We start from the raw sequence: 16,995 nt of genomic DNA on the forward strand, positions 1-16,995 counted from the left end.
GGTAGCCGGTGGTCGAAAGGTGGGGCTAGCACTGTCGCCACGAGCCGGCGGACGCCGTTACGTTCGTGACTGACCGCCACTGCCCCAAGACTTGGAGTCCCCGACATGACGAAGCGTCCGCGCATTCTCTGGGCCGTCCTCGCAGGTGGGCTGGCTGTGGCAGGGCTGACCGGCTGCGGGCCCGGGGAGACCTTCGAGGACGACGCATCGGTCCAGGAGCGGGTCACGTCCGTGCGGCTCGACACGGGTATCGGCAGCGTCACGCTCCGCGGTCGCGAGGGCCTCGACGAGGTCTCCGTGCACCGCAGGATCACATACCACGGGGACAAGCCCGGTGGGGTGACCCACCGGATCGACGGCGGGCGGTTGACCCTTGGCGGCTGCGGCGACGACTGCGAGGTGGACTACACGGTGGAAGTGCCCTCCGGGGTAGCCGTCGACGGAGGGGCGACGACAGGCGACCTCAGTCTCTCCGATGTGGGACCGGTGGACCTGAAGACCGACGCGGGCAACGTCACGCTTGAAGGGGTGGCGGCAGAGGTAAAGGTCCGGACCTCGAACGGAAACATCAATGGCAAGGATCTGCGCGGCAACCGGATCGATGCGCAGACCTCCAATGGTGAGATCGACCTGACACCCGGCAAGCCGCAGGACATCCGCGCCGAGACCGACAACGGCGAGTTGGCCCTCACGCTGCCGGACAGCAGCTACCAGCTCCTGGTGAAGACCGGCAACGGGGACAAGGACATCCGTGTCCGCAACGAGCCGTCCGGCGACTACCGGATCGAACTGACCACCGGAAACGGAGACATCTCCGTCAACCCCGCATGAGTGCCGAGGTTCCCGCACCACGTCCGTTCGGAGGATCCCACCCGTGAGCCACCAGGTCCCGAACAGCCCTTACGGCGCAGGGCCGACACCGCCCGCCCAGGCCGCCCCCGGCTACATGCCCGGCACCAGAGCCCCCTACGGCTACGATCCGTTCGGACGGCCCTACTCCGACAAGTCCAAGAACGTCGCGGGAATGCTCTCCATCTTCCTGGGGCCGCTCGGCTTCGGCCGCTTCTACACCGGCCACAACGCGATGGCCCTCTGCCAGCTCTTCACCCTGGGCGGCCTCGGGCTCTGGACGCTGATCGACGGCATCGTCCTGCTCACGGTCAGGGGCAAGACCGATGCCGAGGGCCGTGTCCTGCGCGGTTGACCGCCTGAGCGCTCAACCGCGGCGGTGCCTGATACGCAGCCGGCCGTACCCCATGGTCCCGGAGATACGGATGCGTGGCCCGTCCGATCCGCCGCGCGGCGGGGCCTTGTAGGCCGGCTGCTTCCAGCCGGCGGTCAGGCCCTCGTAGTCGACCGTGGCCTCGCGGGGCACGACGATCCAGGCCCACCCGTAGTCCAGGTGCAGCTCGATGTCGACCACCCGGTGCCTGATGACGGCCCGTGACAGGTCCAGGTACACCTTGCCCATGCTGGACCTGACCTTGAAGACCTGCGGCACCTGCCATCCTCCGCGCCGCCGGATCAGCCCGCCGACGGTGTCCACGATGACGGTCGGGCCCACGTCCCTGGCGGGCAGCGCGGCCACGGCGGAGGTCAGCTCGCCGGGTGTCTCGGCGGTGAGCGCAACATGCAGGCGCGCGTCCATCTCCTCCTGGGTGATGTGCCCTTCGGCGAAAGCCTCTTGGAGACGTTCGACAGTCACATCGCGGTCAACTTCGGAGATCCGCTGAGGCAAGTTCTCTGGCACGGAGGGCATGGCGCAACCATAGCGCCGGTCGCCTCGACGGAGTCCAGCACCTGCGGGAACACGCCTGCCCAGTAGCGGACTTGTGGCACGGCCGCGTGGACCCGAGCCCGGCAGGAAGTGATTCTTCCGCATCGCTACGGGTCACGTCAGGCCATGCAGCGTTGTCACTACTCCCTTGAGGTTTGACTCGCATCCTGTCTAATGTTGTGACTCATGTGACGGATGTAGTCATGCTGTATGACGGCTCAGGGGGGAGTCGGAATGGCTGTCGTGCACGGCGGGGAACGCCACCGAACCAGCGCGCTGTAGACCTGCGTCGGCACACGGTCGGCACGTGCACCCGTCCTGGCCTTCCTTCCTCAGGAGTCTCGAAGCCGTTTCCGCCGAATTCGCCCGGTGGCCCACCGGCGCCATCCGGCCAAGCCGTCATCCCGAAGGACTCGTGAGCCCGCCGACCAAGTCCTCGATCCCCCTCGATACCAGGAGTAGACGAGAATGATGGATCTCCTCGGCGCGAGAAGCGTGTCCGAGATCATGGAACTGCACGCTCGCGACCGCGGCCACGAGCTGGCGGTCGCCCTCGTCGGCGATCCCTCGGATCCGGCGTCGGCCCAGCTGCTCGGCTACGCGCAACTGGACCAGACGGCACGTGTGTTCGCGCAGCAGTTACGCCAGGTGTGCCCGGTCGGCTCCCGCGTGCTGCTCCTCCAGCCGACGTCCGTCGAATTCGTCGCGGCCATGCTCGGCTGCTTCTACGCCGGCCTGGTCGCGGTGCCCTCCTCGATGCCCGGACGCTACAAGCAGGACCAGCGGCGGGTGCTCAGCATCGCCAGGGACGCCGACGTCGCCTGTGTGCTGACCACACCGGACGCGCGGGAAGACGTCGTCGGCTGGGCCGAGCAGCAGGGCTTCGCCGTGCCGGTGCTCTCCCCGTCGGTCGATCTCGGGGTCCGGGCCGATGACTTCCAGGTGTACGGCTCCCACCAGGACACCACCGCCGTGCTGCAGTACACGTCCGGATCCACGAACGACCCCAAGGGCAACGTGGTCACGCACGGAAACCTGCTGGCGAACGCCGCGACGACGACCGAGGCCTTCCGGTTGGCGGAGGGCGAGAGGTTCGGCGGCTGGCTGCCGAACTACCATGACATGGGACTCATGGGGCAGATCCTCTCGCCGCTCCTCGCCGGCTACGGCACGGTGCTGATGAGCCCCGCCACCTTCCTGCGCCGGCCCCGGACCTGGCTCCAGCTGATCGATCACTTCGACATCGGCGCCTCCGCCGCACCGAACTTCGCGTACGAACTCTGCGTCGCGCGGGTGAGCGACGAAGACGTCCGCGGCCTCGACCTGTCGCGCTGGAAGTACGCCGTCAGCGGCTCGGAACCGGTCAAGGCGAGCGTGCTCGACGACTTCGCCGCGAAGTTCGCACCGGCCGGGTTCAGGCCGGAGAGCTTCGCACCGTGCTTCGGCATGGCAGAGGCGACACTGCTCGTCTCGAGCTCCCCGCGCCGTAAGCCCGTGGTGATGCGGTGCGCCCCCGACGCCTTGGAGCAGGGCCGGGTGGAGCCGACCGCCGACGGCAAGGGACGCGCCCTGGTCAGCTGCGGCGCGCTGCTCGACCTGGACGCACGGATCGTGGACCCGCAGACGCTCCAGGAGCTCCCGCCCGGCCGGATCGGCGAGATCTGGCTGCGCGGCAGGTCGGTCGTACGCGGTTACTGGCGCAATGAGGAGGCCACCGCCGAGGCATTCGGCCGACAGCTCGGCGACGAGGGCGGCTTCCTGCGCACGGGGGACCTCGGCGTCCTTGTCGACGGAGAGCTGTACGTGACCGGCCGCATCAAGGACATGCTGATCATCCGGGGCCGCAACGTCTACCCGCACGACATCGAGCACGAACTGCGCCTCCAGCACGAAGCGCTGCGCGACACCTTCGGCTCGGTCGTATCTGTGCCCGGCGACGACGGTGACGACGACGGACACCTCGTGGTGATCCACGAGGTGCGCCGCCGGTCCCCCGAGCAGGAACTGGCCCAACTGGCCGCGCAGATGAGGACGACCGTGTCCCGGGAGTTCGGCCTGCGGGCCCACTCCGTGCTGATCATGCGGCGTGGCGACGTGCGGCGCACCACGAGCGGGAAGGTCCAGAGGTCCTCCATGCGCTCGCTGTACGTCAGCGGCGAACTGCAACCGCTGTGGGCGGACGGCTACCGGCCGCGGACGAAGCAGGCCGTGACGGGGACGGGAGAAGCGAGTTGAGCGCCATCGAGTTCGCCGGCGAAGTCGACGGCTGGTCGCAGTCCGGCGGCCCCTTCGATCCGGTGCTGCTGACCGCACACGACGAGGCCGAGACCTTCCCGGCCGAGGCGTGCGCGGCGCTCGACCGGTGGGGACTTCCCGACTACTACGTGCCGAACCGTTTCGGCGGCCGTCTCACCCGCCTCGACGAGGTGCACGCGTTGCTGCGCACGGTGGCGGCGCGGGACCTGACCGTTGCCGTCGCGCACGGCAAGACCTTCCTCGGCTCGGCTTCGGTGTGGACCGCGGGCGACGGACAGGCGGCGACCGCCTTGGCCCGGCACATCATGGCCGGCGAGGCCGTGGCCTGGGGACTCACCGAGCCGGGCGGGGGCAGCGACCTGCTCGCCGGTGAACTCACGGCGACCCGTCGGGGGTCCGGCTGGAGCCTGTCGGGCCGCAAGTGGCCGGTGAACAACGCCACGCGCGGCCGGTTCGTCTGCGTGCTCGCGCGCACCGACCCGGCCGGCGGACCGCGCGGATTCAGCGTCTTCCTGGTGGACAAGCAGGCCGCGGCGCCCGGAACCGTGCGGTACCTGCCGAAGATGCCGACGCACGGCATCCGGAGCGCCGACATCAGCGGCGTGGAGTTCCTCGACGCCCGGGTGCCCGCCGATGCGCTCGTCGGCACGCTCGGAGGGGGCCTGGAACTCGTCCTCAAGGCGCTCCAGCTGACCCGTGTCGGCTGTGTCGCCCTTTCCCTCGGCGCGGGCGACCACGCCCTGAGGATCGCCCGCCGGTTCCTGGGCGAGCGTCGGCTGCACGGCCGGCGATTCTCCGAGCTGCCGCACGCGCGCACCGTCGCCGGCCGGTCGGTGGCGCGTCTGCTCCTTGCCGAGACCGTCGCGTACGCGGCGGCGCGGTCGGCCCACGAGGTGCCGGAGGAGCTGAGCGCCGTCTCCGCGATCACCAAGGCGCTCGTACCGACGCTCATCCAGGGCCAGCTCCGCCTGGTCGGCGAACTGCTCGGCGCACGTGGCTTCCTGACCGGCGTGGAGGGCTACGGAGGGTTCGCGAAGATCGAGCGGGACCACCAGATCGTCGGCATCTTCGACGGCAGCACCTGGGTCAACCGCAGCGCACTCGCCTCCGGCCTCCCCGTGCTCCGGCCCGGCCGCCGCCCGGCCGCGCCGACCGGTGTTCCCGTGCACGAGTGGCTGCGGGAGGACCACGAACCGGCCGCCCTCGATCCGCTCCGGCTGGGGGTGATGGCGCGCGACAACTCGGTGCTGAGCAGTCTCGGAGACCTCGTCGCCCGGCTCGGGGCCGCTCCACAGGACGGCGCCGGCCGCATGGCAGCCCGACTGCTGGACGCGTACGGAGAGCTCAGCGAACACATATCGGGCCTTCGGCCGGTCGCCGGGCCCCCGCCCACGGCGGTGATGCGCCTGGCAGAGCGCTACGAATGGTGCCACGCCGGTGCCGCTGCCCTGGCGTTGTGGGCCGCGAACCCGCAGCACCACGACCGCGACTGGTGGCGCGACGGCCTGGGGCTGCGTGGCTGCCTCGCCCTGGTACTGGAAGGCCTTGGGGCGCAGCCCCCCGAGGCGACAGCCACGTTCGACGAGCTCGGCAGCCTTCTGCTCGGTGACGCGGGTGACCGCGTCTCCCTGCTCGGCACGCCGGTGGAGGTGTCGGCATGAGTGACATCCATACGCGGATGGAAGCGCTGGAGGATCGCCTCGGCGACCCCTTCGACGCGGCCAACCCGGCAGGGTTCGCGGCCGTCGTGGCCGCTGACGAGCGCGAGGAAGTCCCCGAAGGCGGTGCCGGCGCGCTGGACGAGTTCGGCATCCTCTCCGAGTTCGTGCCGGGCCCGCTCGGTGGTCGGCTCGAACGCGTCGACCACCTAGTCGAGCTGATGCGTTCGGTCTACCGGCGCGACCCGAGCCTCGGCCTCGGCAACTGCTCCAGCTCGCTGCTCGGAGCGGTCAACATATGGACCTCGGGATCGCCCGACCAGCGTCGCGAAGCGGCCGAGCTGCTGCTCGCGGGCAAGAAGATCTCCTGTGCGTTCCACGAGCTCGCGCACGGCAACGACATCGGATCCATCGAGTTCGCCGCCACGCCCGCGAACGGCAGCCTGTCGCTGAACGGCCGCAAGGAGTCGATCACCAATCTGGACCGGGCGCACGGGGTGGTGTTCCTCGTCCGCTCCGATCCCGGCGGCGGCCCGCGCTCCTGCTCGCAGCTGTTCGTGCCCGTGGCGGATCTGGACCCCGACCGCTTCCGCTTCCTTCCGCGATTCCGCTCCGTCGGGATGCGAGGCGTGCGCCTGGGCGGCATCGAGATGCAGGACTGCCCGGTGGACGCGGACGCGGTCCTCGGCGCCCCGGGCACGGGACTCGAGACGGTGGCCCGCGCCTTCCAGCTGACCCGCACAGCCATGCCCGGCATGAGCACCGCGCTGCTGGACACCTCACTGCGTGTCACGCTGCACCACGTACGCCGACGGCGGCTCTACGGCCGGGACGTCGCGGCGATTCCCATGGTGCGCACCACACTGGCCAATGCCTTCGCCGACCAGTTGCTGTGCGAGGCGTTCGCGGCGGTTGCCGCCCGGTCGCTGCACGTGCTGCCGGAGTCCGGCAGCGTGTACGCACCCGCCGTGAAGTACCTCCTGGCCGGAGTGCTGCTCGACGCGCTGGAGCAGCTCTCGCTGGTGATGGGGGCCGAGTTCTACCGCCGTGACGGTGAACACGCGGTGTTCCAGAAGTTGGCGCGGGACATCAAGCCGGTCGGATTCGGACACATCGCTCGCGCGGCCTGCCTGTCCGCGATGCTTCCGCAGCTCCCCACGCTCGCACGCCGCTCGTGGTCCGGCGCCGCACCCGGCCCGGCCGCCCTTTTCGTCTCGGACGCAGGGCTGCCGCCGCTCGACCTGGCCGGGCTGCGGGTCGTCGCAGGCGGGCAGGACAGGCTCGCCCAGGCCCTCAACGCCGCGCTGGACGAGGATGTCCCGAAGCCGCTGAGGCCGCTGATCGAGACCCATGTGCGGCGCCTCGAATCGCTCGCGGAGTCGTGTGCCGGCCTCAGGCCCCGGGATCTGTCGATCGCGGCATCGGTCGAGGTGCGCGAGCTCGCGGCCCGGTACACCACGGTGCTCGCCGCCGCCGCGTGCATCGGCGTGTGGCGGCACGCACCGGCCGGAGACTTCCTGGCGCGCCCGGAGTGGCTCGTCGCCGCCCTGACCCGGCTCACGGGCATCGACGCAGGACGTCCCGAGGACGTGCCGGCCGAGGTGGAGGGCGCGCTCGTCGAGGAGCTGCTGGACCGCGACGACCGCACGGTGAGCTTCGGGATCTCCGCACGCCAGTACCGGTGACGGCCCGCGACAGGGCAGGGCAGCCAATCCCTTTCAGTAACGTCCCACACTTGAGGAGCAATCAGATGTCCCACCCCGGATCCGACCCGATCACCCTCGAAGAACTGGAGAACTGGCTCGTCGCCCGAGTCGGCGAGTACGTGCCCGACCTGGAGGAAGAGGTGGACCCGCACCGGGATCTCGGGGCGTACGGCCTGGACTCCATCGCGGTCGTGGCCTTCACCGCCGACGTGGAGGACAGGCTGGCGATCCGGGTGGAGCCCACGGCGGTGTGGGACCACCCGACGATCGCCCAACTCGCCAAATTCCTGCTGTCGGAGCGTGAGGCGCAGGCGGGAAGGGCCTGACGGCACAGCAGCTGTCAAATCACTGTCATGGGAAATGACACAAGTTCTGACAAGCGGCCGAGTGCTTGCACGGCCGTGTGTCGTCTTTCATATCCGAGGGAAGGGGCTTACCAGCGTGGGTGAGCGGAAGAATGCGACCGGCGAACGGTTGACCGTGTCGCGTAATCCGGCTGATCTGAAGGATGTCGTCGCGGAGCGGATGCTGAGCGACGCGGACGGCCTGGTCGAGGCAGCGCGTGCCGCCCACGAAGCACAGAGCGCGTGGGCGTCGTGGCCGGCGCCGCTCCGGGGGCGGGTGGCGCAGAACGTGGGCCGACTCGTCGCCGAGAACAAAGAGGCGTTGGCCGCGCTGATCACCCGGGAGGTCGGCAAGCCGTACGGCGAGTCCCTGGGAGAGGTGCAGGAGGTCATCGACACCTGCGACTTCTTCCTGGGAGAGGGGCGGCGGCTGTATGGCCAGACCGTGCCCAGCGAGATGCCGGACAAGCAGCTCTTCACCTACCGCAGACCGCTGGGCACCGCCGCAGTGATCACTGCGGCGAACTTCCCCGCCGCGGTACCCGCGTGGTATCTCGTACCGGCGCTGCTCTGCGGAAATACGGTGGTGTGGAAGCCGTCGGAGTCCGCGGTCGCCGTCGCTGAGGCGCTCGCCGCGCTGTTCCGGGCCGGTGGGGTGCCGGAGGACGTGCTGCGCCTGGTGCACGCCGACGGCGAGACCACGTACGCCGGGCTCGAACGGGCCCTGTCCGAGGGGCTCGTACAGAAGATCGGCTTCACCGGGTCCACGGCGGCCGGCCGCCGGGTGAGCGAGCTGGCGGGGCGGCACCTGCAGTCCCCGTGCCTGGAACTCGGCGGCAAGAACCCCCTCGTGGTCGCGGACGACGCCGACCTCGAACTCGCCGTTCAGGGAGCGGTGTTCAGCGGCTTCGCCACCGCGGGGCAGCGCTGTACCTCACTGGGTACCGTGATCGCCCACCGCGATGTGCACGCCGCGTTCCTCGCCCGCTTCAGCGCGGCCGTGGAGGAGTTGGTCATCGGGGACCCCGGGCGGGAAGACGTCTTCTACGGACCGCTCATCGGCGAGCGTTACCTGGAGGACTTCCTCCGCTCCCTGGAGCTCATAAAGCCGCACCACAGGCTCTCCGGCTCCAGTGCCACGGGCCGGATCACCTCCGACAGCCCCCGCAAGGGCTTCGCGGGCGACCCGGATGCCGGAGTGTTCGCGCACCCGACCGTCGTGGCCGGGGTGCGGCCGGACGACGAGCTGTACCGGACCGAGACCTTCGGGCCGCTCGTGTCGGTCATGTCGTACGACACCTTCGACGAGGCCGTGGCGCTCGCCAACGGACACGGATACGGGCTGTCGGCCGCGGTCTACACCGGCTCGGCGCGGACGGCGTTCTCCTTCCGCGAGCGCTGCTCGGCCGGCATGGTCAGCGTGAACAACTCGACGGTGGGCGCGGAGGCGCATCTGCCGTTCGGGGGCAACGGCCTCTCCGGGAACGGCAGCCGGCAGTCGGGCATCTGGGTCATCGACCAGTTCACCTCCTGGCAGTCGATGAACTGGGATTACGCGGGAACCCTGCAGCGCGCGCAGATGGACGTCCGGGACATCGACGCGGACTTCGGTTTCCGGCTTTCCTGAACGCCATACGTGGACAACACTGAGGCACCGCCCGGAGGGCCCTCCCGGCGGTGCCTCAGTGTTGACCGTTGTCAGTCGTTGCCTACCGTCACGTCGCCGATCTCCGTGCGGGCCTCTACTGCCGTACCGGAGGAGGCCACCTCCACCTCCACCTTCCGGTCGCCGATCTCCGTCAGGGCGTTCACCGCGAACGGGCCCGCACCCGACGGGAGAAACAGCTCCACATCGCCCATCTTGGTGACGGCCTTCAGCTTCTTGAACGGCTCGATATCTTCGACACGGATGTCACCCAACCTGGACGTGGCCTCGGCGGTGTCGAAGTCGACATCCTTGAGCGTGACGGCACCGGTCTCGCTGGCTGCGACGATCCGGTCGCCGATCACATGCTCGACGTGGACACTGCCGATTCGCGTGCGTCCCTCCACCGAGGCCCGGACGCCCGTCACGGACACGTCACCGAGCCGCGTGCTGACCTTGACCCGGGTGCCTGCCTGCACCGTCAGGGTGTAGTCCGACGCACATTTGCCCATGCCGTCTCCGCAGGTGGCGGTGATGCGCAGGGTGTCACCGGTTTGCTCGATCTTCTCGTCGGGAGAGCGTAGCGACTTCGTCAGCTCCTTGTGCAGCTCCGTCTTCGCTCCCTGCCCGGCCACGTCGATCCGGACGTCGCCGCTGTCGATCGTGACCTCCACGGCCCGCACCGCATCGCCGATCGCCGCGGTTCCGGAATCGGTCCGGGTGACCAGGAACAGCAGCAGGTACCACGCAGCCCCGCCGACGAGCACGACGCTGGTCAGGATGGCGAGGAGGCGGACGGCGCGCCGCAGGACGGAGCGCCGGGGCGAGCCCCCGGACTGCGGCGCCGAAGCCCTCGAATCGATGGTCTGGTGCATTTCTTACTCCCGTGTCCGGTGGTCAGCGCGGTTCGAGGGGATGGTCGGTTGACGGGGAGCTGAGGTACTGCAGGACGGCAAGGACGCGGCGGTTCCCCTGGTCGTCGGGGAGCAGGTCGAGCTTGGTGAAGATGGAACGGATGTGCTTCTCGACGGAGCGTTCGGTGATGAACAGGCGTTCCGCGAGCCCGCCGTTGCTCAGCCCCTCGGCCATCAGGGCGAGCACCTCCCGCTCACGCGCGGTGAGCGGTGCGAGACGGTCCTGCTTCTGATTGCCGGCGAAGATCTGGCTGATCACCTCGGCGTCGAGGGCGGTGCCACCCTCCGCGACGCGGTGCAGGGTAGCCACGAACTCGTCCACGTCTGCGACGCGGTCCTTGAGCAGGTAGCCGAGCCCCAGGCTGCCGTGCGCGAGGAGCTTGGAGGCGTAGCGGGCCTCCACGTACTGGGAAAGGACCAGGACGGGTTGGGTCGGGTCCGTGGCACGGATCGACAGAGCAGCGCGCAGCCCTTCGTCCGTGTGCGTGGGAGGCATTCGTACATCCACCAGGCACAGGTCGGGGGCCAGGTCGGCAACCAGCGTGAGCAGTTCGTCGCCGTCTCCGGCCTGCCCCACGACGTCGATGTCCTCGTCCATGAGCAGCTTGACGAGGCCGGTCCGCAGCAGGACGGAGTCTTCGGCGATCACGACGCGCAACATGTCTGCTAAGCCCTCCAGGGCAGTGTGACGTCGACGACGGTGGGCCCGCCGACGGGGCTGGAGAGCGTGAGATGCCCGTCGACCGCCCGGACCCGGTCCCGCAGCCCGCTGATGCCCGACCCCCGGGCAGGGTCGGCGCCGCCGATACCGTCGTCGGTGACAGTGAGCCGCAACAGGTTCTCATCGCGCAGGACGGCGACTGCAGCCCGGTCGGCCGCGGCGTGCTTGGCGATGTTGGTGAGCAGCTCGGAGACAACGTAGTAGGCGACCGCTTCGGCCCGCGGGCTGGGGCGCTGCGGAAGCTGCACGGACAGGTCGACGCGGATCGGGCAGCGGGCCGCGATCGTGATCAGGGCCGGCTCGATGCCCTGCTCGGTGAGGATGGCCGGGTGCAGGCCGCGCGTGACATCCCGCAGCTCCTGCATGGCGGCCTTCGCCTCCTCGTGCGCGGCGATCACCAACGCCTGCGCACTGTCCGGATCCCGTGCGAAGCGTGACTTGGCGCGGCCCAGACTCATGGCGACCGAGAGCAGCCGCTGCTGTGCTCCGTCGTGCAGGTCGCGCTCGATGCGCTGCCGTTCCAGCTCAGCGGCGTCCACCATCCGCGAGCGGCTGTCCTCCAGGTCCATCATCCGGCGTACGAGGTGGTCGACGCGGTTGGCGCCGAGCATCCGGGCGACCACGGCGGACTCGGTACGGGCCAGCGGGCCGCCGAGCCACAGGCCGGCGGAGAGCAGTGCCAGGCCGACGACGCCGCCGGCCACCGCCCCGGGCATGCTTCCTACGTCCAGGCCCAGCAGCGAGGAGCCATCCGGAAGGAAGGGGCCGATGAAGGGCAACAGGGCGAGCAGCAGGCCCGCCGCGAGCACCATCATCACCAGTCCACCCGCGCCGAGCCCCCACAGCGTCATGACCGCGGTGAAGCCCAGCTCGCGCCAGGCGCGTCGGCCGAAGAGCCGCTCCAGGCGGTCCTTCCAGCCCTTGCCGGGGTTCGCGACGGGCATGTCGATGGCGAAACCACGCAGGACGTCGAGCCGTTCACGGTCGAGCCGGGCGATCCAGGCCGCCAGCTTCATGGCCAGGGGCACCAGCGGCAGCCCCACCAGGAGCAGCGGGGTCAGGCCCACACCGAGCGTGAACAGCACGATGGGGATCACGTACAGCGGCGACATCGCGAGCGTGGTCAGCAACTGCAACAGGTCGTTGCGTGTGTCCTTCGAGAGCAGGCCCCGTGCCAGGCGGTACAGGGCGACTCGAACGCGCGGTGGTCTCAGCCGCATGGCGCCCTCCGGTTCAGATCGACTAACAGGATCTTAGGCACGGGAGCTGGGCCGCTCCGAGCGTGCAGGCGTGTCCTTTTCCGGTAGTGGCAGCACTACCTGCCCACGGGTGGCTGCACGCCCGACAGTGGCAGGGGCCGCTGCGTAGCGTCATGGCGTACCCCTTGACGAGGAGCTTTGACGATGTCAGTCAGCGAACAGAAGGACACCGCGCACAAGCGCCCCGGAACCTCGGGGGCACCGCCCCCACGCGGCTTTGTGGAGCGCACGGCCGCTTGGAGCATGGAGCACCGCAAGAGCACCATCCTGCTGTGGGTCGTGGCGGTGGTCCTGGCGTACGCGGCAAGCCTGGTCACAGGTGTCCAGGCCCAGGAAGACGCCGACAACCTGACCGGGCAGTCAGCGGTCGCAGAGCGGATGCTGGACGGCGCCGACTTCGCCGACGACGGAGTCGAGAGGGTGCTGATCCAGGCCCGCAGCGGCAAGCTGTCGGCAGGGACGGCCGAGACCGTGGTCGAATCCCTGCGCGAGCGGTACGACGCAGTGGACGAGGTCACCCGGGTCGGCGACCCCATCCCCTCGAAGGACGGGCGCAGCGTCCTGCTGCCGGTCACCCTCGAACTGGGCAGCGGCGACGAGAAGAAGAAGCCCAAGAGCGTGGTCGGCCCCATGCTGGAGGCGACCGCGGCCGAGCAGGCGGCCCATGCCGATCTGCGCGTCGAGCAGCTCGGAAAGGGCTCCGTCACCAAGGAGTTGAGCACGCGGCTTGGAGCCGACTTCCAGCGGGCGGAGTTCATCAGTGTGCCGCTGACGCTGGTGATCCTCCTGGTGGCCTTCGGCGCACTGCTCGCCGCGGGACTTCCGGTACTGCTCGGCATCACCTCGGTGGTCTTCGCGTTCGGCCTGGCCGGAGTCACGTCGCTGTTGGTCCCGGTGAACGAGAACCAGGCCAGTCTGATCCTGCTGATGGGTCTTGCGGTCGGGGTCGACTACTCGCTCTTCTACATCCGGCGCCGGCGCGAGGAGCGGGCGCTCGGCGCGTCCCCGGACGCGGCGTTGCGCATCGCGGCGGCCACCTCGGGGCGGGCCGTCCTGGTGTCCGGTCTGACCGTGGCGATTGCCATGGCCGGCATGTTCCTCTCCGGCAGCATGCTCTTCTCCTCGCTGGCCCTTGGCACCGTCCTGGTGGTCCTGGTGGCCGTGCTCGGCTCCCTGACGGTACTTCCGGCCGCGCTTGCGGGCCTCGGCGACAAGATCGACCGGCCCAGGATCCCGCTTCTGTGGCGGCGCACCGCCGATGTGGGCAAGGAGAGCAAGCTGTGGGCCGCCGTGCTGCGTCCCGTCCTGAAGGCGCCGGGTGTAAGCCTGGTCATCGGCCTGGTGGCGATGCTGGCGCTGGCCGCGCCCGCGCTCGGCATGAAGCTGAAGATGCCCGGTGACGACGATCTGCCCCGCTCCTACGCGATCATGAAGACGTACGACCGGGTGGTCGAGGCCTTCCCGAGCGAGGGCACGTCCCACGACGTGGTCGTCGAGGCCGACAAGGCCAGCTCCGGCGAGGTGGCCCGGGTGCTGACCGGGCTGCACGAGAAGGCGATGGCGACCGGCAGGTTCGCCGATTCCGAGAAGCCGGACCTCGCTGTGTCCGAGGACGGAAGGGTGTCCCGGCTCGAACTGCACGTGGGCGGTGACGCGGGTGGCGCCGAGGCCAAGGAGACGCTGACGCTGCTGCGCTCGCAGCTGGCGCCGGAGGCCTTGGAGGACGCCGAGGTCGACAAGTGGGCCGTCGGCGGGGAAACGGCCTTCTCGACGGACTTCTCCCAGACGCTGGAGGACCGGCTGCCCATGGTGATCGGGTTCGTCACCCTGCTCTGCCTGGGGATCATGCTGCTCGCGTTCCGCTCGGTGGCGCTTGCGCTCCTGACCGGCGTGCTCAACATCCTCTCGGTCGCGGCCGCGTACGGTGTACTTGTTCTCGTCTTCCAGTACGAGTGGGCTGAAAATCTCCTGGGCTTTGACTCAAATGGAGCGGTCGTTTCCTGGCTGCCGCTTATCCTGTTTGTTGTTCTGTACGGCCTGTCGATGGACTATCACGTCTTCGTTCTGAGCCGGATTCGCGAGGGCGTAAAGCTGGGGGGCTCCACACATGCGGCGGTCAGGCACGGGATTCTCACCTCCGCCGGCGTGGTCAGCACAGCTGCAGTGATCATGGTCGCGGTGTTCGCGGTGTTCGCGACGCTGTCGACCCTTGAGATGAAGCAGCTGGGCGTGGGACTGGCCGTAGCCATCCTCCTCGACGCCACTGTGATCCGCGGTGTGTTGCTGCCTGCCGCGCTGACACTGCTGGGCTCACGGGCATGGCACGAGCCGCGGTCGATGCGCAGGATTCCGGCTCTCTCCCACGACTGATCGGATTTCCGAGGGAGGGAGGAGGCCCGGGCAGCCCTTGCCCGGACCTCCCCCCCAACCCGGCGGCCAGCGAACCAAGGAGATTAGGTATATGGGTGGGTGGGCCGTGGTTCCTTCCGGTCTGGTGGTGAGGTCGGGCGAACTTCACGTCTTCAGAGCCCCTCTGGGTCCGTCGAGCGAGGACGTCGAGGAAGCAATGGGCCTGGTCACCGAAGAGGAGCGGGACATGGCGGAGGCTGTGGACAGTGTCGGTGACGGATTGGCCTTCTTACGTACTCGAGCCCTGACCCGCAGAGTGCTCGGCTGGATCCTCGGGCGCAGTCCCGTCGACATCGAGTTCTGCCGCACGGAGCACGGTCGGCCCGCTCTGGTGGACCGTGAGGTGTGCTTCAGCGCCGCCTATGGAGGAGGACAGCAGCTGGTCGCCGTGTCGCTGGACAGCGATGTCGGCGTCGACGTCCAGGACGGCGACGCGGCGTACGGCGAGAACCTGTACCTTGCCCTGACGGAGTGGGAGCAGCGGTTGCTCCGGCGGCTGTCGCCCTCCGCCCGGAAGATGTTCTTCCTGAGTCTGTGGACCCGCAAAGAGGCGGTACTGCGCGCGGCGGGCTACGGGCTGCGCGTGCCGCCGGACGAGGTGGACGTCCTCGTCGAGGACGGGGCCGGCGCGGTGGCGGTGCCACTGCCGGACGGCGCCGGCGTCGCCGAAGTGCAGGTACGCGACCTGCCGGGCGGGCGCGGCGCGGTGGCCGCCGTAGCGGTCGCCGGTCCCGTCAGCGCGCTGCACACCTGGATGTTCGACCCGTCCTTCCAGCCGGCGCACTGCCGCTGAATCCGCCCGGCAGTCGCTCTGCCCTTTGAACTCCGGATGACCGGACTCGGCGTGACATTCCCCCGACGCGCCCATGTCCGGTCATCCGGTTGACTCCGGCCGGCCCCGCTCAGGGGCCGGCCGCGAGCAGTTCGCTCAACCGGCGCCAGGCTTCGGAGGACTCGCGGTAGCTGCCGGCCCGGTCCAGGATCTCGGCCGCGTGCTGGTAGCAGCCCTTGGCCGCCTCGACGTCCCCGGCCAGCGCGTGCGCCCGGGCCGCGAGCATCTGGCACTTCCCCTGCCTCGCCAGCGGAAGTTTGTCGCCTCCTTCGCCCACCTTGGCCGTCAGCTCCAGGATGCGATTCGGCTGCTCCAGGCGCAGCGCCAGCTGAGCCTCGGCCAGCATCAGGTCGGCCATGTCGTCGTCGCGGCCGACGAGTTCGAGGGCCTGGCGGGCGCGCGCGAGCAGTCGCTCCGCTTGCTGTGTGGCGTCGTTCGAGGGGTCGTACTCCAGGCGGAGCGCCGCCGACGCGCAGCACAACCGGGCCCAGGCAGCCAGGTTCGCCTCCGGATGGAGGCAGTTGAACGCCTCCTCGTGCAGGCGCGTCGCGTCTTGCGGCCGTTCGCACAGGAAGCGGGCGCTGCCCACCGCCCAGTACACCTGACCGCGCAGTTGCCGGGACGGAATGTCCTCGACGATCTCCTGGAGGGTGTCGGCGAGGCTCGAGGCGCTCTCCAGCTCCCCGCTGTCGGCATAGGAGTTGACCAGCGCGAGCATGGCACCGACCCGCTCGTGTGCGGTGGGCGGCAGTGCGACGGTGACCGACACGGCGTGCTCAGCGGTGCGGACGGCTTCGCCCAGCCGTCCCTGACGGAGCAGGTTCTTGGAAAGCGCGGTGGCGACGCGGGCGGCCAGCCGGGGTGTCTCCTGTGACAGGGTGGTCTCGGCCAGACCGCAGAGGACGGTGTGTTCCTCGGTGGCGTTGCCCAGCTCCCGCAGAATGTCCGCGAGATCCCAGGCGGCCTCCCAGAGCACGTCCTCCTCGGCGTACCCGCCGGCCTCCGCGCCGATGCCGCGCAGCAGCTCGGCGGCATCGGCCAGTTCACAGTCCTTGCGCAGGGCGCGCGCCTCGAGCAGCCTGCCGGCGATGTCGAGGCGTCGGCTGCGGAGTTCCCCCGCGTCCTGGGAGCCGGGGCTCACCAGGGTCTCCAGGGGCACGTCGAGCCTGCGAGCGAAGAAGGCCGCGATCAGATCATTGGGCGAACGCTGCCCGCTCTCCACCCGTGAGACATAGCTGGCCGACACCTCGTCGCCGGCTATTTCGCTCTGAGAAAGGCCGCGCTGTAGCCGCAGTTGTCTCAGTCTGAGTCCGAACGCGGGCTGCTCGATCATCATCGTCCTCCGGATCGCCTCGGCTTGCCGGGGATGGCAAACGATGGCCATAGCGCCCGGCCTCGTGGCCATCGTTTTCAGGCAAGTGCTGCATGGGGTTTGCAGCACTGTCACCCGCTATTACGGGGGAAGCGTAGAGCT

Annotated in this window: 14 protein-coding genes; 9 read left to right on the plus strand and 5 right to left on the minus strand. The window is 69.4% G+C overall.

Annotation, left to right across the window (positions count from 1 at the left end; genetic code table 11):
• Positions 1-231 precede the first annotated feature (231 nt).
• A complete protein-coding gene (locus N5875_RS35145; protein WP_318211533.1) occupies positions 232-831 on the plus strand; it encodes a DUF4097 family beta strand repeat-containing protein in 600 nt (199 codons plus the stop codon).
• A 43-nt stretch (positions 832-874) separates the two neighbouring features.
• Positions 875-1,204: a TM2 domain-containing protein gene (locus tag N5875_RS35150; RefSeq protein ID WP_318211534.1), complete on the plus strand. Its 330-nt coding sequence runs from the start codon at positions 875-877 to the stop codon at positions 1,202-1,204.
• A gap of 12 nt (positions 1,205-1,216) precedes the next feature.
• Here N5875_RS35150 and N5875_RS35155 read toward each other — a convergent pair whose 3' ends face one another.
• Positions 1,217-1,759, minus strand: a complete 543-nt coding sequence (locus tag N5875_RS35155) for a DUF1707 domain-containing protein (RefSeq protein WP_318211535.1) — start codon at positions 1,757-1,759, stop codon at positions 1,217-1,219.
• A gap of 525 nt (positions 1,760-2,284) precedes the next feature.
• Here N5875_RS35155 and N5875_RS35160 point away from each other — a divergent pair.
• The 5 genes from N5875_RS35160 to N5875_RS35180 all read left to right on the plus strand — a co-directional run bounded on the left by N5875_RS35160 (position 2,285) and on the right by N5875_RS35180 (position 9,368).
• Positions 2,285-4,012: a fatty acyl-AMP ligase gene (locus N5875_RS35160; RefSeq protein WP_318211536.1), complete on the plus strand. Its 1,728-nt coding sequence runs from the start codon at positions 2,285-2,287 to the stop codon at positions 4,010-4,012.
• On the plus strand, positions 4,009-5,694 hold the full coding sequence (locus tag N5875_RS35165; RefSeq protein ID WP_318211537.1) for an acyl-CoA dehydrogenase: 1,686 nt from the start codon (positions 4,009-4,011) through the stop codon (positions 5,692-5,694). Before N5875_RS35160 ends, N5875_RS35165 begins: the two co-directional genes overlap by 4 nt.
• On the plus strand, positions 5,691-7,376 hold the full coding sequence (locus N5875_RS35170; protein WP_318211538.1) for an acyl-CoA dehydrogenase: 1,686 nt from the start codon (positions 5,691-5,693) through the stop codon (positions 7,374-7,376). The genes N5875_RS35165 and N5875_RS35170 overlap by 4 nt, the downstream gene beginning before the upstream one ends.
• A gap of 65 nt (positions 7,377-7,441) precedes the next feature.
• Positions 7,442-7,723, plus strand: coding sequence for an acyl carrier protein (locus N5875_RS35175; protein WP_318211539.1), 282 nt, complete (start codon positions 7,442-7,444; stop codon positions 7,721-7,723).
• A gap of 115 nt (positions 7,724-7,838) precedes the next feature.
• Complete coding sequence (locus N5875_RS35180; RefSeq protein ID WP_338498339.1) at positions 7,839-9,368, plus strand: aldehyde dehydrogenase family protein; 1,530 nt, start codon at positions 7,839-7,841, stop codon at positions 9,366-9,368.
• Positions 9,369-9,439: 71 nt separating this feature from the next.
• Here the strand turns inward: N5875_RS35180 and N5875_RS35185 are convergent, their stop codons facing one another.
• The 3 genes from N5875_RS35185 to N5875_RS35195 are packed head-to-tail and all read right to left on the minus strand — an operon-like array spanning position 9,440 to position 12,241.
• Positions 9,440-10,261, minus strand: coding sequence for a DUF4097 family beta strand repeat-containing protein (locus N5875_RS35185; RefSeq protein ID WP_338498340.1), 822 nt, complete (start codon positions 10,259-10,261; stop codon positions 9,440-9,442).
• A 22-nt stretch (positions 10,262-10,283) separates the two neighbouring features.
• Complete coding sequence (locus N5875_RS35190; protein ID WP_318211542.1) at positions 10,284-10,961, minus strand: response regulator transcription factor; 678 nt, start codon at positions 10,959-10,961, stop codon at positions 10,284-10,286.
• Between the two features lie 5 nt (positions 10,962-10,966).
• The gene (locus N5875_RS35195; protein ID WP_338498341.1) at positions 10,967-12,241 is read right to left on the minus strand and encodes a sensor domain-containing protein; all 1,275 of its coding nucleotides are present in this window, start codon (positions 12,239-12,241) and stop codon (positions 10,967-10,969) included.
• Positions 12,242-12,523: 282 nt separating this feature from the next.
• Here N5875_RS35195 and N5875_RS35200 point away from each other — a divergent pair, with 282 nt between their 5' ends.
• Both N5875_RS35200 and N5875_RS35205 read left to right on the plus strand, forming a co-directional pair.
• A complete protein-coding gene (locus N5875_RS35200; protein WP_338498343.1) occupies positions 12,524-14,650 on the plus strand; it encodes an MMPL family transporter in 2,127 nt (708 codons plus the stop codon).
• 295 nt (positions 14,651-14,945) lie between these two features.
• Positions 14,946-15,482 carry a 4'-phosphopantetheinyl transferase superfamily protein gene (locus N5875_RS35205; protein WP_318211545.1) on the plus strand — a complete coding sequence of 179 codons (537 nt, stop codon included), beginning with the start codon at positions 14,946-14,948 and terminating at the stop codon, positions 15,480-15,482.
• A gap of 109 nt (positions 15,483-15,591) precedes the next feature.
• Here the strand turns inward: N5875_RS35205 and N5875_RS35210 are convergent, their stop codons facing one another.
• Positions 15,592-16,926 (minus strand): helix-turn-helix transcriptional regulator, encoded by a 1,335-nt coding sequence (locus tag N5875_RS35210; protein WP_318211546.1) that lies wholly within the window; start codon positions 16,924-16,926, stop codon positions 15,592-15,594.
• Positions 16,927-16,995: the final 69 nt, after the last annotated feature.

Source organism: Streptomyces sp. SJL17-4 (assembly GCF_036826855.1).
Lineage (GTDB): Bacteria > Actinomycetota > Actinomycetes > Streptomycetales > Streptomycetaceae > Streptomyces.